Source organism: Altericroceibacterium spongiae (assembly GCF_003610805.1).
GTDB classification, from domain to species: domain Bacteria; phylum Pseudomonadota; class Alphaproteobacteria; order Sphingomonadales; family Sphingomonadaceae; genus Altericroceibacterium; species Altericroceibacterium spongiae.
Genome location: NZ_RAPF01000004.1, coordinates 219,145 through 239,097, shown reverse-complemented (window position 1 = coordinate 239,097; position 19,953 = coordinate 219,145). Strand labels below are relative to the sequence as shown.

Annotated in this window: 21 protein-coding genes; 8 read left to right on the top strand and 13 right to left on the bottom strand. The window is 59.4% G+C overall.

From position 1 onward, the window contains the following. Positions 1 to 64: 64 nt before the first annotated feature. Positions 65 to 1,432 carry a chloride channel protein gene (locus D6851_RS09505; RefSeq protein WP_120324650.1) on the bottom strand — a complete coding sequence of 456 codons (1,368 nt, stop codon included), beginning with the start codon at positions 1,430 to 1,432 and terminating at the stop codon, positions 65 to 67. Between the two features lie 232 nt (positions 1,433 to 1,664). Here D6851_RS09505 and D6851_RS09500 point away from each other — a divergent pair, with 232 nt between their 5' ends. Next, on the top strand, positions 1,665 to 2,510 hold the full coding sequence (locus tag D6851_RS09500) for an RcnB family protein (protein WP_120324649.1): 846 nt from the start codon (positions 1,665 to 1,667) through the stop codon (positions 2,508 to 2,510). Between the two features lie 45 nt (positions 2,511 to 2,555). Here D6851_RS09500 and D6851_RS09495 read toward each other — a convergent pair whose 3' ends face one another. Further along, positions 2,556 to 3,092 (bottom strand): cytochrome b, encoded by a 537-nt coding sequence (locus tag D6851_RS09495; RefSeq protein ID WP_120324648.1) that lies wholly within the window; start codon positions 3,090 to 3,092, stop codon positions 2,556 to 2,558. Positions 3,093 to 3,207: 115 nt separating this feature from the next. On the opposite strand from D6851_RS09495, the gene D6851_RS09490 reads away from it, so the two are divergent. Beyond that, on the top strand, positions 3,208 to 3,888 hold the full coding sequence (locus D6851_RS09490; protein WP_120324647.1) for a prolyl hydroxylase family protein: 681 nt from the start codon (positions 3,208 to 3,210) through the stop codon (positions 3,886 to 3,888). Between the two features lie 61 nt (positions 3,889 to 3,949). Here D6851_RS09490 and D6851_RS09485 read toward each other — a convergent pair whose 3' ends face one another. Beyond that, on the bottom strand, positions 3,950 to 5,557 hold the full coding sequence (locus tag D6851_RS09485; RefSeq protein WP_120324781.1) for a lysine--tRNA ligase: 1,608 nt from the start codon (positions 5,555 to 5,557) through the stop codon (positions 3,950 to 3,952). Positions 5,558 to 5,687: 130 nt separating this feature from the next. On the opposite strand from D6851_RS09485, the gene D6851_RS09480 reads away from it, so the two are divergent. The 4 genes from D6851_RS09480 (at position 5,688) to D6851_RS09465 (ending at position 11,592) form a co-directional block, all read left to right on the top strand. After that, complete coding sequence (locus tag D6851_RS09480) at positions 5,688 to 6,563, top strand: mechanosensitive ion channel family protein (protein ID WP_338014747.1); 876 nt, start codon at positions 5,688 to 5,690, stop codon at positions 6,561 to 6,563. Positions 6,564 to 6,629: 66 nt separating this feature from the next. Then, a complete protein-coding gene (locus tag D6851_RS09475) occupies positions 6,630 to 8,171 on the top strand; it encodes a tannase/feruloyl esterase family alpha/beta hydrolase (protein ID WP_120324646.1) in 1,542 nt (513 codons plus the stop codon). Between the two features lie 116 nt (positions 8,172 to 8,287). Next, on the top strand, positions 8,288 to 11,038 hold the full coding sequence (locus D6851_RS09470) for an ATP-dependent DNA helicase (RefSeq protein ID WP_120324645.1): 2,751 nt from the start codon (positions 8,288 to 8,290) through the stop codon (positions 11,036 to 11,038). A gap of 20 nt (positions 11,039 to 11,058) precedes the next feature. Then, positions 11,059 to 11,592 carry a SixA phosphatase family protein gene (locus D6851_RS09465; protein ID WP_120324779.1) on the top strand — a complete coding sequence of 178 codons (534 nt, stop codon included), beginning with the start codon at positions 11,059 to 11,061 and terminating at the stop codon, positions 11,590 to 11,592. Positions 11,593 to 11,691: 99 nt separating this feature from the next. Here D6851_RS09465 and D6851_RS09460 read toward each other — a convergent pair whose 3' ends face one another. The 8 genes from D6851_RS09460 to D6851_RS09425 form a co-directional block, all read right to left on the bottom strand. Then, positions 11,692 to 12,078, bottom strand: coding sequence for a MerR family transcriptional regulator (locus D6851_RS09460; protein WP_120324644.1), 387 nt, complete (start codon positions 12,076 to 12,078; stop codon positions 11,692 to 11,694). Continuing rightward, entirely contained in the window at positions 12,078 to 12,377 is a 300-nt protein-coding gene (locus D6851_RS09455) for an integration host factor subunit alpha (RefSeq protein ID WP_183030057.1), read from the bottom strand. Before D6851_RS09455 ends, D6851_RS09460 begins: the two co-directional genes overlap by 1 nt. 125 nt (positions 12,378 to 12,502) lie before the next feature. Next, on the bottom strand, positions 12,503 to 13,468 hold the full coding sequence (locus D6851_RS09450; protein WP_120324643.1) for a beta-ketoacyl-ACP synthase III: 966 nt from the start codon (positions 13,466 to 13,468) through the stop codon (positions 12,503 to 12,505). After that, positions 13,465 to 14,523, bottom strand: a complete 1,059-nt coding sequence (gene plsX, locus D6851_RS09445) for a phosphate acyltransferase PlsX (protein WP_120324642.1) — start codon at positions 14,521 to 14,523, stop codon at positions 13,465 to 13,467. Before plsX ends, D6851_RS09450 begins: the two co-directional genes overlap by 4 nt. A 30-nt stretch (positions 14,524 to 14,553) precedes the next feature. Beyond that, positions 14,554 to 14,733 carry a 50S ribosomal protein L32 gene (rpmF, locus tag D6851_RS09440; RefSeq protein WP_120324641.1) on the bottom strand — a complete coding sequence of 60 codons (180 nt, stop codon included), beginning with the start codon at positions 14,731 to 14,733 and terminating at the stop codon, positions 14,554 to 14,556. 152 nt (positions 14,734 to 14,885) lie between these two features. Further along, complete coding sequence (locus tag D6851_RS09435; RefSeq protein ID WP_120324777.1) at positions 14,886 to 15,572, bottom strand: MBL fold metallo-hydrolase; 687 nt, start codon at positions 15,570 to 15,572, stop codon at positions 14,886 to 14,888. A 94-nt stretch (positions 15,573 to 15,666) separates the two neighbouring features. After that, a complete protein-coding gene (locus D6851_RS09430; RefSeq protein WP_147395457.1) occupies positions 15,667 to 15,969 on the bottom strand; it encodes a hypothetical protein in 303 nt (100 codons plus the stop codon). Between the two features lie 61 nt (positions 15,970 to 16,030). Next, a complete protein-coding gene (locus D6851_RS09425; RefSeq protein ID WP_338014746.1) occupies positions 16,031 to 16,699 on the bottom strand; it encodes a LexA family transcriptional regulator in 669 nt (222 codons plus the stop codon). 110 nt (positions 16,700 to 16,809) lie between these two features. Between D6851_RS09425 and D6851_RS09420 the strand changes: the two genes are divergently transcribed. Both D6851_RS09420 and D6851_RS09415 read left to right on the top strand, forming a co-directional pair. Further along, positions 16,810 to 16,998 (top strand): hypothetical protein, encoded by a 189-nt coding sequence (locus D6851_RS09420; protein ID WP_120324639.1) that lies wholly within the window; start codon positions 16,810 to 16,812, stop codon positions 16,996 to 16,998. Beyond that, a complete protein-coding gene (locus D6851_RS09415) occupies positions 16,988 to 17,341 on the top strand; it encodes a hypothetical protein (RefSeq protein ID WP_238474017.1) in 354 nt (117 codons plus the stop codon). Before D6851_RS09420 ends, D6851_RS09415 begins: the two co-directional genes overlap by 11 nt. A 42-nt stretch (positions 17,342 to 17,383) precedes the next feature. On the opposite strand, the gene D6851_RS09410 is transcribed toward D6851_RS09415, so the two are convergent. Both D6851_RS09410 and cysS read right to left on the bottom strand, forming a co-directional pair. Then, positions 17,384 to 18,334, bottom strand: coding sequence for a D-2-hydroxyacid dehydrogenase (locus D6851_RS09410; RefSeq protein WP_338014745.1), 951 nt, complete (start codon positions 18,332 to 18,334; stop codon positions 17,384 to 17,386). A gap of 111 nt (positions 18,335 to 18,445) precedes the next feature. After that, complete coding sequence (cysS, locus tag D6851_RS09405; RefSeq protein WP_120324638.1) at positions 18,446 to 19,897, bottom strand: cysteine--tRNA ligase; 1,452 nt, start codon at positions 19,895 to 19,897, stop codon at positions 18,446 to 18,448. Positions 19,898 to 19,953: the final 56 nt, after the last annotated feature.

Genomic DNA, 19,953 nt, shown 5'->3' with positions numbered 1-19,953 from the left:
TTACAGGCCGTTCTGGCCCTGTTAGAAGCGTTAATGGCCCTGTTCGGAGCCTGTCAGCGCCCGCTCAATCCTCTTCTTTGTCGATTTCGGTGGTCTCTTCCAGCCGTTTTCCAGGTCGCAAAGACTTGTCGCCGCCCGGCATGAAATCCGCCGCCAGTGCATGATAGAGCCGGTGCTTGCACACCAGCCCTCCGGCCCAGTCGCCGATCAGGCAAGTGACGAAAAGCGGCAGAATGACATCGGTGGTTCCGGTCGTTTCGGACAGGATGATAACCGCTGTCAAAGGCGCCCTCACAACCCCTACGAAATAGGCTGCCATGCCCAGAATGATAACGGTACCAGCATGTTCTGCCGGGAAGAAGGGAGTCAGCAGATTGCCCAGCCCGGCCCCCACCGCAAGAGCCGGTGCGAAGATTCCTCCCGGCACGCCGCTCGCACTGGTGGCAATAGTGGCGATGAATTTGGCAGGGCCGAACCACAGATCGCCGTCATCGCCCTCCAGCAGAGCGCGGGTGGGTTCGTAACCGGTGCCCCATGTCGCACCATTGGTAGCAATGCCGATAGCGGCCACGATCAACCCGCAAACCAGTGCAGTCAGGAGCGGATTCTTCTTGAGAATCGGCCGCCAGGCGCCTTTCCCACCATTACAGGCAAGAAACAGACGTGAGAAAAACCCGCCGGCCAGACCGCCGAGCAACCCTGTCAGCGGTGCGACAACGATCAGAACGGTCAGCGGCAGACCCGATGTCGTTAATTGTCCGAAATAGACATAATCGCCCGCAATGCCCTGACTGGTGAGACCGGCAATCATCACCGCCCCCATCACGATAATGGCGACCCGCTGTTCATAGGCGACGGCCAGTTCCTCAATCGCAAAAGCGATCCCGGCCAGCGGCGTATTGAAAGCCGCAGCCACACCGGCTGCACCGCCGGCGATCACCACCCCGGGCGTGACCCGGACTCCGAACAGGCGATGGATTTGCACCATTACAGCGGCACCGACCTGCACTGTCGGCCCTTCGCGACCGACCGACGCCCCGCCGAACATCGCGCCCACGGTTAGCGTCAGTTTAGCAAGTCCGGCTCGCAGGGAAAGCAATCCGCGAGCCGTCAGCCCTTCAGGATCGCGACTGGCGGCAATAGCCTGAGGAATACCCGATCCGCGCGCCTCAGGAGCCACAGAGCGCGTGACAGCCGCTATGATGACGAACAAAGCAGGCGTGAGAATCAACGGGCTGTAAGGCTCGGCCTTCTGAATGCGGCTGAACTGAGTCTGCGCAAAATCCCCGGCCCAGGCAAAAGCTATGGCAATAAGCCCGACAAGCAATGCGCCTGCCAGTGTCGCCAGCCGCCTTCTCCATTCCTGCAATTTTTGCAAATCGGTCGGGATGGAATCGGCGATTTTTTCAAGCCTGCCAGAGAGAAATCTCATAACAGGCCTCTACCGGGCGAATCGGCAAAGGTCCACCAACTGCCGGTAGCCGGAGCATGAAATATTTCAGCGTGCTGCTACGCGATAACTCGCAGCCCCATTGTTCATAAAAACTACCGCTAATATTAACATTAAGATAAATGAGAGGTTCAGTGAACGGACAGGTGCCGCGCGATAGGTAATCCCTGTAGCCGGCCATGGATTCATGGCCTGAATCAAGGAGATGCCGCAAATGCAGCTCGGAAAACTCTTCAGAACAACGGCCTCAGCGACGCTTGTTCTTTCGCTTGCCGTCCCGGCGCTTCCGGCGCAGGCAGCCAGTGCGTCGGGATACAGCCAGCGCGACAATCATCGGGCGGAACGGCGACAGGGCCCTGCAGCCAGAGCAGAGCGACGCGCCCAGCGTCGCTCCGTCGAAAGAGCGCAAAAACGCAGTAAACGGCGCGAAGAACAACGCGAACGTGTTGCGCGGGTCAAAGCACACAGTCAGCGAAACACCGAGTCGGCCCGCCATGATGACCGGCGAACGAGTTCGAACTGGAATGATCGCAGACGCTCTGCCGAACGCAATCAGGTCGATCGAAACAGAGCCGAACGCGCCAGACATTACGAAAGAGACAAGCGCCGGGCCGAAGAGAGACGCGCCAGGGACATCCGTCGCGAACATCGCAAATGGCAAAAGGAAAACCGACGCGAACGCGAAAGGAGCTATCGCAAGCGCCAGTGGGAGCGGGAAAAGCACTATCGGGAGGCGCGCCGCGATTACCGGCAATGGAATCGCCGCTGGCGTTCCAACAACCGCTATAACTGGTATCGCTATCGCTCCTCCAATCGGGGGATCTATCATCGCGACCGTTATTATGCGCCTTATCGCGATTACCGGTATCGGCGGCTGAGTATCGGGATCAATCTGGGATCGCTGTTCTATTCGAACCGCTACTGGATCGACGATCCCTGGCGCTATCGCCTGCCGGATGTCTATGGCCCCTATCGCTGGGTCCGCTATTATGACGACGTTCTTCTGGTGAACACCTATACCGGCCGGGTGGAAGACGTGATCTACGACTTCTTCTGGTAAGATCAAAAGCCCCCGTCTCATGTGAGGCGGGGGCTTTTGCTCAGCTCAGCCGCGTGGTGTGCCGAAAGGTAACATGCGATACAGTTCACCATTACGATCCAGAATATGGTGCTTGAGCGCGCCCAGAATATGCAGTGCGATCAGTACCAGCATTGTGGTTCCCAGCAATTTATGGAGATCGTAAAGGGATCCGCCCATATCCGGATCACCCGCCACAGGCAGTGCCGGAATGGTGAAGAGCCCGAACATATCAATATCCCGCCCAAATGCCGAATTGGCCACCCAGCCGATCAACGGCAAAGCGATCAGAAGAATATAGAACAGCGCATGGACCGCTTTCGCCACAACCACTTCCCAGCCCTTCACCGATGCCGACATCGGAGGATGCGTGTGTGTCAACCTCCACGCAATGCGCAATATGGTGAGAAACAGAATGGTGATACCCAAAGCTTTATGCGTCCCCATTAGAGACATCGCCACTTCTCTGGACGCCCCCTCTGTCGCTTCCGCCAACCGCCAATTGGTAATTACTGCTATAGCAATCGCCCAGTGAAGAATGATCGCTCCGGTCGAATAACGCATTTGTTGCACGGCACACTCCCTTGCCAGCCGCCATTGACAGCGCCAGCGTAACGCACTGTCGCGGAACGGCAAGCTTCGCTTGCGATGAGTCTATCACGGCGGATAATAGCGGGTCATGTTTAAGCAGACGACCACATCTCCTGACACGATTCCCGATCAGGCCGGGCTGGCCGCAATCGGCGCGCAGGTCCGCCAGAGGCTGGACGCCAATCCACAGGCCTATCGCGTCCCTAACGATCATATCGAACTTTATGCGGTAGGTGATTTTCTGGATGCCAGGGAATGCGATCGCCTGATCGCCATGATCGATCAGGTTGCCCAGCCTTCGGCGACATTCGAGGATGGCAAATCGAGCCATCGTACATCCTATTCGGGCAATGTGAATCCGCACGATCCCTTCATTAAGAAAGTTCAACGGAGGTTTGACGATCTGCTCGGTATCGATCCGACTTTCGGTGAGACCATGCAGGGGCAGCGCTACGAACCGGGGCAGGAATTCCGCACGCATTGTGACTGGTTTTATCCGGAAGGCAACTACTGGCCAGCCGAGCAAAAACGCGGCGGGCAGCGCAGCATCACAGCCATGGTGTTTCTCAACGATGTCGAGGAAGGCGGCACCACCGACTTTCCGCATCTCGGTATTTCGATTGCACCGCAGCGCGGAGCCTTGCTGATCTGGAACAATGCCGATCGCGAAGGCAAACCCAGCACCTGGACAGCCCATGCCGGAACGCCCGTGGTCAAGGGCGTTAAATATATCATCACGAAATGGTATCGCACCCGGCGCTGGGGATAAACCAGCCGGCAGCCAGCCAGCGCCCTTCCGTTTAAATCGGTGGAAGGGCGCCGTCTGTCGTTCAGCGATTGAGCGCTTGGGCAATCAGCTTGCGCGTATTCTCTACACCGTAAAGCGCTATAAAACTGCCCATACGCGGCCCTTGCGAAGAACCCAGCAGTGTTTCGTATAATGCTTTGAACCAGTCGCGCAGATTTTCGAAACCGAATTCTTCTTTCTTGCCGATTTCGTAAACAGCCGTTTGAAGATCTTGTGCTGACGTTGTTTCATCGAACCCGGCCAGTGCAGCATCGAGCGCTTTCAAGGCTTCGGCTTCATGGGCTTGCGGCGCACGTTTTTGCAGCGTCGGCGCTACGAAATCCCGATTATAAGCCAGCGCACTCGTCACCAGAACATCGAGTTCAGGATGCGCCTCGGGAGACGGATTATCGATATAATTGCCGAGATAAGACCAGACCTGATCGTGATCGGCCTCCGCCCCCAGCACACCCACCAGATTAAGCAGCAGGCCGAACGTCACCGGCAGCGTATCGCCATCTCCGCCCTGATAGCCATTGGCCCGCAGCAAATGCCACACCGGATTACCTAGCTGTTTATCTGCCTTCTGTTCGGGAATCCTCTCGCGGAACTGCCAATATTCATCGACGGCCTTGGGAATAATCCCGACATGAAGCTGCTTGGCACTTTTGGGTTCGCGAAAAAGATAGAAACTGAGACTTTCTTCCGTACCGTAACGCAGCCATTCCTCAATGGTCAGGCCGTTGCCCTTGGACTTGGATATCTTCTCTCCCTTTTCATCGAGGAAAAGTTCATAGATGAGACCTTCAGGCCGGCGTCCGCCAAGAATCTTCGCAATTTTGCCCGATTGCGTACCGGAATCGGTCAGATCCTTGCCATACATTTCATAATCGACGCCCAGCGCAACCCAGCGCATCGCCCAGTCCACTTTCCATTGCAGCTTGGCCTGTCCGCCAAAAATGCAATGTTCGATTACTTCGCCCTCATCTTCAAAGCGAATAAGCCCGGCTTCGGCGTCCACAACCTCGACCGGAACCTGCAACACGATACCACTTTTCGGGCTGATCGGCAGAACCGGCGAGTAGGTCTGGCGACGCTCTTCGCGCAAAGTGGGCAACATCACGCCCATAATCGCATCGTAATGCCGCAGAACATTTTTCAGCGCATCGTCGAATGCACCGGAATTGTAGCGGTCGGACGCAGAGACAAATTCATAATCGAACCCGAAGCGATCAAGAAAAGCGCGCAATTGGGCGTTATTGTGATGAGCAAAACTCTCATGCGTTTCAAAAGGATCGGGAATTCGGCTGAGTGGCTTGCCGAGATTGTCATCCAGTACTGCGCGGTTCGGAATATTGTCGGGCACCTTGCGCAAACCGTCCATATCGTCACTGAATGCGACCAGACGTGTCGGCGCACCGTCCGTCAGCACTTCATAGGCTCGCCTCACCAGCGTGGTGCGCAGCACTTCCTGAAAGGTTCCGATATGCGGCAACCCCGAAGGGCCATAGCCCGTTTCGAACAGGACCGGCACGAGATTACCATCGGCATCGCGTTTCCCGTCCGGATACCGTTTGACGAGTTTCTGTGCCTCCTGAAAAGGCCAGGCTTTAGACACGCGGGCGGCGGTGATGATTTCTTCGTCAAACATGGCGGCAGCCTTTCGCCCAAGCGCCGCTTTTTCGCAAGTACCAACCATTCGCTAAACTGTGATAAGCGCCCTTTCATGGAACAAACGCCACTGTTCGGCGATTGATGACGCCCAAGCCGTTGGGGGAATAATGCAAGTGAATTATATCGAGACACTCGAAGCGCAGTTAGAAGGTATGGCGCGCAGCTTTATCGCCGCTTTGCCGAGTATTGCCATTGCGATCATCGTTCTGGTCGTAACATGGGTCGTCGCCCGGATTGCCGTCAGCATGATAAGCCGGATGGTCGGACGTGCCCGTGTCCGCGAAGATCTCAAGCAACTGGTGCAGACGCTCGTCAAACTCGGTGTATGGCTCACCGGTCTGATGATCGCCGCCACCATCATCCTGCCGGGTATGACAGCCGGAGGATTGATCGCCGGTCTGGGTGTCGGTGCCGTCGCCATCGGTTTTGCTTTTCAGGATATTTTCGAGAATTTCCTCGCCGGCGTGCTCATCATGCTGCGCGAAAAAATGCAGATCGGCGATATGGTCGAGGCTAACGGTATTCTCGGCAAGGTCGAAAAAATCACCCTGCGCGAAACCCATATCCGCCATTATTCGGGTGAACTGACAATTCTGCCCAACTCGATGGTTTTCAAGAATGCAGTTAAAATCTATACCGATGCGACCCAGCGCCGGAACGATATCGTGGTCGGGGTGTCCTATGATACCGATCTGGAAAAGGCTGAAAAAGTCATTCGCCAGGCGGTGGAAAGGATCGACAAGCTCGCCCCCGGTAAAGGGGTGGACGTCTATGCGCAGGAATTCAATTCAAGCTCTGTGGACTTCCTCGTACGCTGGTGGATCGACATCACCCAGCAGGACTTTCTCGGCGTAAAGAGCGAAGTGGTTTTCGCTATAAAACAGGCGCTGGACGATGCGGATATCGAGATCCCGTTCCCCTATGTCACCCATACGTTCAAGGAAGCCATTCCTCTGGCCCAACCCCGAAACGATGCGGCCTGAACAAGGCCTTTTTGCTCCACAGAGTTAAATGTTATCACTCTCCCGAACACATTTTGGGAGAGTGATATGCTTTTACGAACAGGGGTAGCATGGACCGGTCTTCTGGCACTGGCGGCCTGCTCTGCGCCACAGACTGAAATATCGGCACCCCTGCGCGAAAGCCCGGATTTCAGCGGCACCCGAACCGCCTCGGCCTGCTCTTCGATCAAAGCAAATGATTTCGGCGCCAAAACGCTCAGCACAAGCTGGGTCGCAGCGACCCCTTCTGCGAACCTTCCCGCCTATTGTGAAGTAACAGCTACACTGGCGCCTGCCGAAGGTTCGTCCATTGGCGTCGTCTATCGCCTGCCCGAAAACTGGAACGGCAAAATGCTCGGCCTTGGCGGCGGTGGATGGGCGGGGAATGTCACGCTCGAAAGCGCATCGCAGGGGCTGATGCGCCATTATGCCACGGCCCAGACCGATGGCGGCCATCCCGGCACAAATCCGTGGGATACGAGCTGGACAAGCAGCGCGCCATCGGTCACCGACTTCGCCTGGCGCGCAGTTCATGACATGACGGTGGCAGGCAAAAAGCTTGTCGCAACCTATTACGGCAATCCGCATAAAAGTGCCTATTTTCAAGGCTGTTCGACCGGCGGACGTATGGCGCTGATGGAAGCGCAGCGTTTCCCGGATGATTATGACGGCATTATTGCGGGCGCCCCCGTCTACAGTCTGCAAGTGCAGACCAGTGCGGTTTTGCGGAACAATTTATTTGCCCGGCCCGGCGCAGCTTTCTCACAGGCAGATCTGCAACTGGCGCAGAATGCGGCTCTGGCTGCCTGTGACAAGAAGGACGGGGTGGCCGATGGCGTGATCGCCGATCCGCAAAGCTGCCAATGGAAACCCTCTTCGCTGATTTGCAAAAAAGGGCAGACCGAACAATGCCTTGCAAAGCCTCAGGCCGAAGCGCTGGAGATCGCCTATCGCGGTATTAGAACCAGCGATGGAAGCTGGGCCATGTTTCCGCTCAGCAAAGGGGGTGAAGCGGGCTGGAGCACATTCAACGCAACCGACGGATCGGGTATGGATGCCACCGGCGGCGGCGGGATAACAGGTCTTACGCCTTTGCTTTTCGGAACATCGTCCTTTGATTACAATAAGATGAAGCCAGACGATGTGTTGCGAGCACGGTCCGGAGCCTTTGCCGATATGTATGAGGCCGATGATCCCGACCTCTCCGCCTTTTTCAGCAAAGGCGGGAAATTGCTGCTCTGGCATGGGGAGAACGATCCCGGCCCCAGTCCGGTCGGCACGGCCGATTACTATCGTGCAGCCTTCGCGCTTCACCCGGCACAAGCCACTGAAAATATGCGCTATTTTGAACTCCCCGGAGTCGAACATTGCCAGGGCGGACCGGGTGCGGACATGCTTGACAGCCTGATGGCTATGGACCGCTGGGCCTCAAGCGACCGGGCACCCGAAAGGCTGGTGGCGACAAAGGCGGACAAATCGATGATCCGCCCGCTCTGCGCCTTTCCGCAAGTGCCGCATTTCCAGTCGGGCGACCCGAACGATCCGCAAAACTGGGTCTGCGAAGCCCCTGCCCGGCACTCTGCCGGGTGACGGGGGCCAGACAAGCACATAACAGGGCCATAAACACCCCGAACAGAGCCTGAGATACACAGAAAAGCAGCCGGGGCGGCGTTTACTTTCGTCGCCCCCTGTCGCATTCTCCGGCCATGCCCGCTTTGCCTCTTCCCGCCCTGCATGCCAGCCATGCCGGCACCTGGCTGCGCCAGCCCAACGGAGCGGAGAATGCGACCCGTCCGGTGGCCAAGGGCGAGGCGGTGATGGCGGCGGCCGACACACCGCTGCTGCTTATCAATGCGCCGCTGCTGGCGACGCGGCTGGGCTATCCCGACCTTTCCGGGCTCGACCTGCTCGAACTGTATGCTTTCGTGCATCCCGCCCGCTTCGTCGTGCCGACACCCAAAGGGCTGGCCCATGCGCTGGGGCTGACCGAACCGGCGAGCGACGATGAAGTGCCGGCCCTGCTCCAGCAGGCTGCCGGTACATTGCTCGAAACCTGCGAAAGCGCCGACTGGGCAGAACGCGAAGGCGCCTGGAGCATTTTGCAGCCACTCACCCGGATGCGCTGGCCATGGGCGGGGATCCTGGCGCCGCATATAGCCCGGCCCGACCGCGCCGAACGCTGGCTCTTTTCCCGTCTGCCCGAATGGGAAGACGCACCCGAAAGGCCGCAGCCAGCACAAGTCCTGATGGATGAGCTGGAAGTGGAAGCCCGGCTCGAACATCTGACCGGCGAAGGTGCTGAAAAACGCGAAGGCCAGCAGGCCTATGCCCGCGAGGCCGCGCATGTCTTCGCGCCGCGCCAGACCAGCAAACGACCGCATGTGCTGCTGGCACAGGCCGGAACCGGCGTGGGCAAGACGCTGGGCTATCTCGCCCCGGCCTCGCTCTGGGCGGAAAAGGCGCAGGGGACGGTCTGGGTTTCGACCTATACCAAGAACCTCCAGCGCCAGTTGCGGCGCGAAAGTGCCCGGGCCTGGGGCGCGCGGCGGGCCGATGGCACCAAGCCGGTGGTAGTGCGCAAGGGCCGCGAAAACTATCTCTGCCTGCTTAATCTGGAAGATGCCCTGCAAGGCGGCTTCGGCGGCCGTGCGGCGGTGCTTGCCCAACTGGTTGCCCGCTGGGCGGCCTATACCACCGATGGCGATATGATCGGCGGCGATCTGCCCGGCTGGCTCGGCACGCTGTTCCGCAAGCGCGGGATCACATCGCTGACCGATCAGCGCGGCGAATGCGTCTATGCCGGCTGCCCGCATTACCGCAAATGTTTCATCGAACGCGCCGCACGCGATTCCGCGCAGGCCGACCTCGTTATCGCCAATCATGCGCTGGTCATGATAAATGCCGCCCGCGGGCGTGACCATGCCCAGCGCCCGACCCGCATCGTGTTCGATGAAGGCCACCATGTCTTCGAAGCCGCCGACAGCACCTTTGCCGCCGCCTTTACCGGCATGGAAGCCATTGAATTGCGGCGCTGGATTCTCGGCCCGGAACGCGGATCGAAAGGCCGCCGCCGGGGCCTTTCCGCCCGGCTGGCCGATGTCGCCAGCTATGACGAAGTCAGCAGCCGCTGCGTGACCGAAGCCTGCGAAGCGGCCGAAGCCCTGCCCACCGGCGGCTGGCTGCAAAGGCTCGCCGACGGCACGCCTGCGGGGCCGGTGGAAGAAATTCTCGCCGTGGTCCGCACCACCACCTATGCCCGCGATGAAAGCGGGGGTCAGGAAATGGGCTATGGGATCGAGACCGAAGCCGCCCAGCTCGAAGGCAATTTCGTGCAGCTTGCCGGGCAGGCGCAAAGCGCCCTCGCCGCGATCCGCAGCCCGCTGATCCGCCTTGGCGTCCAGCTCGAAGCGATGGTGGAAAATGCGCCCGACTGGCTCGATGCGCAGGGCCGCGCGCGGATCGAAGGGGTGCGCCATTCGCTCGCCTGGCGAATAGAAACGCTGGCCGCATGGGAAGCGCTGCTCGATCGGATGGGCGGCCCGGCCGATCCCGATTTCGTGGACTGGCTGGCGGTCGATCGCAGCGAAGCGCGCGAATATGATATCGGCATTCACCGCCGGTTTCTCGATCCGATGAAGCCCTTTTCGCAAACCGTTCTGGAAGGCGCGCATGGCGTGATGCTGACCAGCGCCACCCTGTCCGAACGGGGCGAGGACGGGATCGAATGGGGCACTGCCATCGCCCGCTCGGGCGTCACCCATATCGATGTCTCACCGCGTCTTTCCTCGGCGGAAAGCCCGTTCGATTATGCCAGTAATGCCGAAGTGCTGATCGTTACCGACGTGAAGAAAGGCGACCTGCCTGGCCTTGCCGGGGCCTATGCCCGGATCATTGAAGCAAGCGGCGGCGGTGTGCTCGGCCTGTTCACCGCTATCCGCCGGTTGCGCGCCGTGCATGGGCGAATCGCCGACCGGCTCGCGCGCAATGGCCTGCCCCTTTTCGCCCAGCATGTCGATCCGATCGATACGGGCACGCTGGTCGATATTTTCCGCGATGATCCGCGCGCCTCGCTGCTCGGCAGCGATGCCTTGCGTGACGGGGTGGATGTGCCCGGCACATCGCTGCGCTGCGTGGTGATGGAACAGGTGCCCTGGCCCAAACCGTCCATTCTTCACCGCGCCCGCCGTGCAGCGCAGGGCGGTTCGGCCTATGATGACCGGATCATCCGCGCAAGGCTGGCCCAGGCCTTCGGGCGGCTGATCCGCAGCAAGGACGATACCGGCCATTTCATCGTCCTGTCACCCGCCTTCCCTTCAAGGCTCCTCAACGCCTTCCCGGAAGGAACACCGGTCATCCGGCTTCCGCTTGAGGACGCTTTACATCGGGTGGCACTCGGTGTTTCTGGACAGGGCGCAAACAGCCCGGCCCCTCTGGCCGGAGCGAGCAAGGAAGGATGAGGGCCAAAGGTGATCGCAGCATGAAATGTCTCGGCCTGTTCCGTCATGCCAAATCCGACTGGGACGATCTCGCCCTGCGCGATTTCGACCGCGGACTGAATGACCGCGGCAAACGCGGCGCGGCGCTGATGGGCGACCATATCCGCAAGCATGGTATTAAATGGCAGACCGTGATTGCCAGCCCTGCCGCACGCGTGAAGCGCACGCTGGAATCGGCGCGGCTCGACATGCCGGTCACATGGGAAGAACGGGCTTATCTGGCGGATGAACAGACGTTGATGGATCTTCTGCGAGGAGTCAGAAACAATCCCGATACGCTGCTTTTGTGCGGGCATAATCCGGGCCTGCAACAGCTCATCTTCGAACTGGTCTCTCCCGATGCCCAGGGCGAATTATGCGCCATCGCTTCGGATAAATATCCGACCGCGACCTTTGCGGTGCTCGAACTGGATATCGATGACTGGGCCGATTGCACAGCGGGCTGCGGCAGGCTGGTTCATCTGGCGCGGCCGCGCGATCTCGATCCCGAACTGGGCCCGTTGCCGCATTCATAAGACCGGGATCCAGCGGCTGACCGGATAGCTACACGGGTAGCCGCGCCGGAGCCATAGCGAACAAAAGCACCCTCGAAACGGAGGCTGACTCGCAGGGCTTTATTGCGCCAGAGCGGTGGCCAGACGGGCGCGGATCTGGCGCAATTGCGGCAGGATATCCGCAGCGGCAGACGGGCTGACCGCGCCTGCGGCTTCGCTCTGCATTGCGGGCATCTCGCCCTTTTCCAGTGCCTGTTTTGCACCCTTGATTGTGAAACCCTGCCCGTTGACCATCGCATCGATGGCCTGAACCAGACGAATATCGGCGGGCCGGTAATAACGCCGCCCGCCGCTGCGTTTCAGAGGCTCAAGCATCGGGAACTGCTGTTCCCAATAACGCAGAACATGCTGCTTGAGCCCGAGCGCTTTGGCAACTTCCCCGATCGTACGCAGAGCGTCATCGGCCTTGCCGTCATCGAACTGCAATGAAGGGAAGCGCGTATCCATCAGGAGGCTGCCGAGATACGGTCTTTAAGTTTCTGGCTGGCGCGGAAGGTCATCACACGGCGCGGCGTAATCGGTACTTCCACACCCGTCTTGGGGTTACGACCGATACGTTCATTCTTATCGCGCAGCACGAAGCTGCCGAAGCCGGAAATTTTGACATTTTCGCCGCTGCTGAGAGCGTCGCACATTTTCGCCAGAATGGATTCAACCATATCCAGGCTTTCGGATCGCGAAAAGCCCATCTTGCGGTTGATCGTTTCGGCGAGATCGGCGCGTGTCAAAGTGCCGACGGATCGCATATTATCCATCTCTCTCTCATTCACAATTCAGAGGCGACCCAACGCGGTCTCTCTAGCCAGTTACACAGGAATTGCAATGAGACTGAAGAAAAGCTCCGTAAAGATTTTTACGACGAAGCGTTGGTTTACATCCTTACAAGACTTGCGCCCCAGGTGAAACCGCCCCCCATCGCTTCGAACATGACGAGCTGGCCCGGCTGGATTCGCCCGTCGCGCATGGCGACATCGAAGGCCAGCGGCACGGAAGCGGCCGAGGTATTGGCATGGATATCCACCGTCATCACCACTTTTTCCGGCGGCAGGTCCAGCTTCTTGGCTGTAGCTTCGAGGATCCGGCGATTGGCCTGATGCGGGACCACCCAATCGACATCGGCGGCAGAAAATCCGGCACTTTCCAGCACTTCGCTCAGCACTTCGGCCAGATTGACGACCGCATGGCGGAACACTTCGCGGCCTTTCATGCGCAGCTTGCCGACCGTGCCGGTGGTGGATGGCCCGCCATCGACATAAAGCATCGCATTATGATCGCCATCGGCATGGAGACGGGTGACGAGCACGCCCGGCCCGTCTTCGGCCACATCTTCGGCCTGAAGCACGATGGCTCCGGCGCCGTCGCCGAACAGCACGCAGGTTGCGCGGTCTTCCCAGTCGAGCAGGCGGCTGAAAGTTTCCGCCCCGATGACCAGCGCACAGCGGGCCATACCGCTGCGAATCATCGAATCCGCCGTTCCCAGCGCATAGAGAAAGCCGGAACATACGGCCTGCACGTCGAAAGCCGGGCCGCCATTGCAGCCCAGTGCCGCCTGCACCCGGGTGGCCGTCGCCGGGAAGGTCTGGTCGGGCGTGGCGGTGGCCACCACGATCAGATCGACCTGTGCGGCATCGATTCCGGCCGCGTCGAGTGCGCGCCGGGCAGCATCGGTGGCGAGGCTGGCAGTGGTTTCACCGTCGCCGGCAATATAGCGCTGCGTGATGCCGGTGCGTTCACGAATCCATTCGTCGCTCGTATCGACCTGCTGCGCCAGTTCGTCATTGGTGACGATTTTTTGCGGCAGGGCCGAGCCGGAACCCTTGATAACCGAACGAATCATTTACCGGCTCCCGAAGAATGTGTCTCGCGCAGCCGTTCTTCGCCCAGTTCGGCAAGGCCGGCGGAAATACGCTGTGTCAGATTGTCTTCCAGCAGCCGCGCGGTCACCGCCACGGCATTGGCGACCCCGGCCGCATTGGCGCTGCCATGCGACTTCACCACCACACCGTTCAGGCCGAGGAAAACCGCGCCATTGTGGTTATTGGGGTCGAGATGGGTGCGCAGAAGATCGGTCGCCGGACGGGAAATCAGAAAACCGATTTTCGAACGCAGCGAACTCATGAAGCTGCGCTTGAGCAGATCGCCCACAAAACGCGCAGCGCCTTCGACCGCCTTCAATGCGATATTGCCGGAAAATCCGTCCGTCACCACCACATCGACATCGCCGCGGCTGATCTTGTCCGCCTCGACAAAGCCTTCGAACTGCATGGCAAGGCCCGTCGCGGCGCGAAGCTGCGCGGCGGCATCCTGCAGGGCATCGGTGCCCTTGATGTCTTCGGTGCCGATATTGAGCAGCCGCACGCGCGGTTCGGCCTGCTGGGTGACGATCCGCGAATAGGCCGCGCCCATAATGGCGAACTGCACCAGATTGCGCGCATCGCATTCGGTATTGGCGCCGAGATCGAGCATAATCATGTCATGCTCGCCCAGTGTGGGCAGCAGCGCCGCAAGTGCAGGCCGGTCGATCCCGGGCATGGTCCGCAAAGCGAGCTTGCTCATCGCCATCAGCGCGCCGGTATTGCCCGAACTGACAGCAGCCCCGGCATCGCCGCGTTTCACCGCGTCGATAGCGAGGCCCATGCTGGTCGTCTTGGCACGACGCAGCGCCTGTGTCGGCCGCTCATCGCCGCCGACAACATCGTCACAATGCAGAATTTCGGACGCTTCGCGCATGTTGGGGTGATCGTCCAGCGCATGTTTGATGCGCTTTTCGTCCCCGACAAGCAGGAATTTGAACTGCTCGTGACGGCGGCGCGCCAACGCCGCGCCCGAGACCATCACGCGCACGCCCTCATCACCGCCCATCGCGTCCACTGCGATACGCGGCAGGCTCATGCGCTCATCCTCCGGCCCGAACGATCTGGCTTAAAGCCCGACCGAAAGGATTTCGCGACCGTTATAGTGCCCGCAAGCGGTGCAGAGATTGTGCGGACGCTTGAGTTCACCACAATTGGAGCATTCGTGAAATGCTTCGGCCTTGAGCGAGTCATGCGCACGGCGGTTGCCCCGGCGATGCGGCGATACTTTTCTTTTAGGGACAGCCATTGCGGCACCTGTTCCTTGAATAAAATACGGTTTCTGGTGGTCGGCCTAGGCCAAGCCCCCGCTCCGCGCAAGGGCGACGGCAAGAGGCCAGCCATCCGGTGAAGGCGCGCCATATAACGGTTTCTCGGCAAGTTGCAAGTCGCAGCAGAGCCTCAGCCCTGCCCTGCCCCCTGTTCGGCCATCACGGCATCGCTGACAAACATATTGCTTTCCCGCTCGCGCCCGAACGTGCTGGGCCGTCCATGGCCGGGTACGAAGGTAACCTCATTACCCAGCGGCCACAATTTCTGCGTGATCGAATCGAGCAGATCCTGATGATTGCCGAGCGGGAAATCGGTCCGCCCGATTGAACCTTCGAACAGAACATCGCCGACAAAGGCGAAGTGAGTCGGGCGGTGAAAAAAGACCACATGGCCGGGCGTGTGTCCGGGGCAGTGGATCACCTCCAGCTCCAGCTTACCCACCGTCACCTTGTCGCCATCCTTCAGCCAGCGATCGGGTTCGAAGATCTGCCCCTGAATGCCGTATTTCGCCCCGTCATCGTCGAGCCGGCTGATCCAGAAGCGGTCATCCTCATGCGGCCCTTCGATCGGCACATCCAGCTCACGCGCCAGAATGCCCGCCTGCCCGCAATGATCGATATGGCCATGGGTGATGAGAATTTTTTCCAGCGTGACGCCCGATTTGCCAAGCGCTTCGCGAATTTTGGGAAGGTCGCCGCCCGGATCGACCAGCGCCCCGCGCATGGTCTCGCTGCACCAGATCAGCGAACAGTTCTGTTGCAGCGGGGTTACGGGAATCAGCGCAGCGCGCATGGGCGAAGGGGTTGTTCCAGTCATAGGCCCGAATGTGGCCACGGCAGAGCCGGAATGCAATCGCGAGAGGCCGGACAGCGCTCCGTGACAGAAACAGACACACTATCAGCGGCTGGCCTCAGCCATCATCCCTGTCAGGACTGTCGGAGATACCCGAACTATCGGATCGCGGCGCAAAACGCGCTTCCCCCACTTCGATGCCGCTGGTCTGCAAATAGCGCAGACCGAAAAACACCGCCGCGACCAGAGCGACAAGAAAAGCGGCCAGAAAAATATTCCACAACAAATGGCCGGGCTCGTGAAATTCGACCCAGAGCGGAATGGCCAGCGCCAGGCCGACCCACAGCATCATATGCGCCACATAACGCTTCGTCTTGGGCACCGTGCCCATAAGCCTCTCCTGCCGATCATCGGTCAGCATAGGGCTTCAACCCGGTTTGACAAACCCTGAAGAAACGGGCGCAAGTCAGAACCATACGCCCCTATAAACGCCCGCTTTTCCACACCACACGACCGATCAGTTCGATATCCTCCAGCCCCACTTCGAAAGGAGCATAGGCGTGATTTTCGCTGATGAGCACGACTCGCCCCGGCGGCCCGGCCTGCACCCGCTTCACATGCAGCGCATCGCCGATACGCACCACATGAACACCTTCGCGAAAGTTTGACGGACTGTGATCCACCAGCACTTCGTCACCATCACGCAGCAAGGGCTCCATACTGTCCCCCACCACACGAATCGCGGAGAGCTTGGCCGGTTCGAATCCCTGCTGACGCAACCAGCGGCGTGAGAAACGGAATGTATCGAAAGGCACTTCCTCGGCCGGCAACTCCCCCGGTCCGGCCGATGCGCTGAGCGAAAGGCGCGGCACTTCGACCCAGTCTGCTTTCCTGCGAGACACAGGAATATCGTAGGATATTTCTCTACGTCCACCCAGTTCGCTTTCCGGCACGCCGAAAAATTCCGCCAGTTTCTCCCGATCCGCTTCATCCAGACGGCGCGGACTACCCTTGGTGATATATTGCTGGAGATAGCTCGCATTGCGACCGATCATCCGGGAAAGCGATGCCAGGCTGACGCCAGCTTCCTGCGCCAGTTCCGCCAGTCTTTCTCGCGGATCGCCAGTTTGTGCTCTGCCCGATGCCATCATGTGTCCCATTTTATCATAGGATTTTTCCTAGACAAGTAGGATTTCCTTCGCAATCTCTTTTTACCTCATTGATTCGGCCAGACTCACAAAAAGGCAGAAAGGGGGCCCACATGCTGATTCGAAAGATAGAGGTTTTCCTGAGACATACGGGAATGCCCGCAACCAAATTCGGCCGGCTTGCGGCGCATGATCCGCGCTTCGTGCTCGATCTGCGCAATGGGCGCATTCCGCGCAACGGCACGGAAAAGCGGATCGAACAATTCATGACAGACTATCGGGAGACGATCCATGCATCTTGAAACAGGCGCCATGCGCCCCACCAGAACACGGCGCAGCAATGCCGACCATTTGCGCGACGCGCTCGATGCGCTGGCCGGCGGGCAGGCGCAATTTTTACGGCATGAGGAGAAAAGCTGGGCGAGCATCACCTTTGCCGGAGCACGTCATAGCTGGCGCTTGCGCTTCGACGGTGCGGATGCCGTGGCAGCGGCGGAATATCTGATAGCCGAGCTGCCCGAGCATGAATTCACCATTCCCGGTCAGCTTGTGGCCGATGCCACGATCTGTGCCGTCGATCACACTATGCTGCCCGAACCGCATATGATCGTGGATCTCGAATTGCTGATGCTGGAAGAAAGCTGACAGCCTGCTCGACAAAAGCGAGAGGCTCACCCGCTCCACCGGTCAGTAACCGCGCTTCGGGTCGTAACGGCTTATCATTTTGTGGTCTTCCCCCGCCAGAAAGTGACGGCAGTTTTCCAGAAAGCGCTCCGCGGCGACCTGCCTGCCCTTGGTGTTGGACAGGCCCGAAAGATGCATGGAAATATGCGCATTATCGAGCGACCAGAGCGGGTGGTCCGCCGGCAGCGGCTCGGGTGTAGTCACTTCGCAAAAAGCGGCATGAATGCGCCTGTCGCGCAAAACGTCCACCAGCGCATCCTGATCGACAACATCACCACGCGCAATATTGACGAGCACTGCCTCACTTTTCATCGCCGCCAGTTCTTTTGCGCCGATCATGCCGGTAGTCTCATCGGTGGAAGGCACGGCCAGCACGATCCAGTCGAATTCATCCAGCCGCCCGCGCCATTCATCCGGCCCCAGCGCGCCGTCCTTCGCCGAATGGCGGACCGGCACGCATTCCACTCCGAAAGCGGTCAGTTGCTGCCCGATCAGACGACCGATCGTGCCATATCCCAAAATCAGAGCCCGGCTGCCGGCGAGCTGGCGTGTGCCCGGCGGTTCGCTCAGCCATTCATGACGATCCTGCGCCCGGACGATAGCAGGGTAATCCTTGGCAATGGTGAGCATTCCCATCAGCGCATATTCGGCCACTGCGGAGCTGTTGATCCCTGCCCCGTTGGTGACGATCAAACCTTCGCGTTCGAGCAAATCGGGAGGAATGAAATCCAATCCGGCAATGCCGGTATGTAGCCAGCGCATATGTTGCGCCTGCCGGATCGCCTCGATCATCGGCGGTTTATGACGCTGATCGAACCAGCCGATTTCGGCCTCAGGGGCCAGCTCCACCATCTCTTCGGGTGTGTCGAACCACAGCGGCTCTATCCCCTCGGGCAAACGGGCTTCCAACTGATCGCGTAAATCGGCGGACAGAATGGCAACGGGCAAAAGCACTCTCCGTGAAACGAACCTGACGGTCTACTTATGCAGCAACGCATAGCCGTGCAGCGCGTTTCCACCCGATATACGCTCAACGGCCTGTCCGGTTCTTACACCGCACGCAAATCAGCCCAGCGACCACTCCCAGCCCAGCGGATCGCCATCCATAACGTCCACACCCTGTGCCGACAGCTCATCGCGGATTGCATCGGATGCAGCAAAATCCCTGGCCGCACGCGCATCCTTGCGGCGGGTGAGCGCCGCTTCGATCTCTTCCTCGGTCATCGTCGCATCTCCGGGGCGCAGACGCAGATCGGCACGCCGCAGAGACAGCAGATCGAGCCCCAGCACCGCATCCATCCGCGCAATTACCGCGCGTCTGGCTTCGGGCGTCACTTTCTTCATCGCCAGCGCCTCTTCCATCGCGGTAAGCGCGACGGGCGTGTTGAGATCATCGGCCATGGCAGCATCGAACTTATCGAGCAAAGGTGCGAATTTGGGATGGATATCCGCTCCCTCCTGCGCATCCTGCACACGCTCGGCCACCATCACCATGCGCTTCAGCCGCGTGAGTGCGGCGCCAAGGCCGTCCCAGCTAAATTCCAGTTCGCTGCGATAATGCGCCTGAAGGCACATCAGGCGATAGGCGAGCGGGTGATAGCCCTTCCCGATCAGCAAGGGCAGGCGGAGAAATTCGCCTGCGGATTTGCTCATCTTGCCCGACCGGTCGACCAGAAAATTATTGTGCATCCATATGCGCGCACCAGAATGGAGCGGATCGTCCAGTCCGCCACAGCCGCAAAAAGCCTGATTCTGGGCGATTTCATTCGGATGATGGATCTCGCGATGATCGATCCCGCCCGTATGGATATCGAAGGGAAAACCGAGCAGCTTCCCGCCCATCACCGAACATTCGAGATGCCAGCCGGGCGCGCCTTTACCCCAGGGCGAATCCCATTCCATCTGGCGTTTCTCGCCTTCCGGGGTCTTGCGCCAGATGGCAAAATCGGCCGGATGGCGCTTGCCTTCCACCGCTTCGATCCGCCCCTCGCCTTCCTCATCGCTCTGTGCACGGGCGAGCCGGCCGTAATCCTCGACCGTCGAAACATCGAAATAGAGCCCGGAGGGCAGTTCATAGCAATGATCGGGCGCGATCTGCTTCGCAAAAGCGATCATATCGTCGATATAATCGGTTGCCACCGACCAGTGGGCGGGCTGCCGGATATTGAGCGCTTTGATATCGGCCCAGTAAGCTTCGGTATAATGTTGTGCGATATCCCAGATCGATTGCGCTTTGGCGGCGGCCGCCTTTTCCAGCTTGTCTTCCCCCGCATCGGCATCGTCGGTCAGATGGCCGACATCGGTGATATTGATGACATGGGTGAGCCTGTACCCCCGCGCGGTGAGCGTCCTTCCCAGCACATCGGCAAAGACATAAGCGCGCATATTGCCGATATGGGGATAGTTATAAACCGTCGGCCCGCAGCTATAGACCCGTGCTTCACCGGGATGGACAGGCTGGAACGTCTCCAGCCGGCGAGTGAGCGAATTGAACAGTTTGAGCGGGGTATCGGTCATGGCACAGCCATTGGCCCGAAGCCGGGCGGATGGTCAAGCAGAGCTTTGTGAGCGGA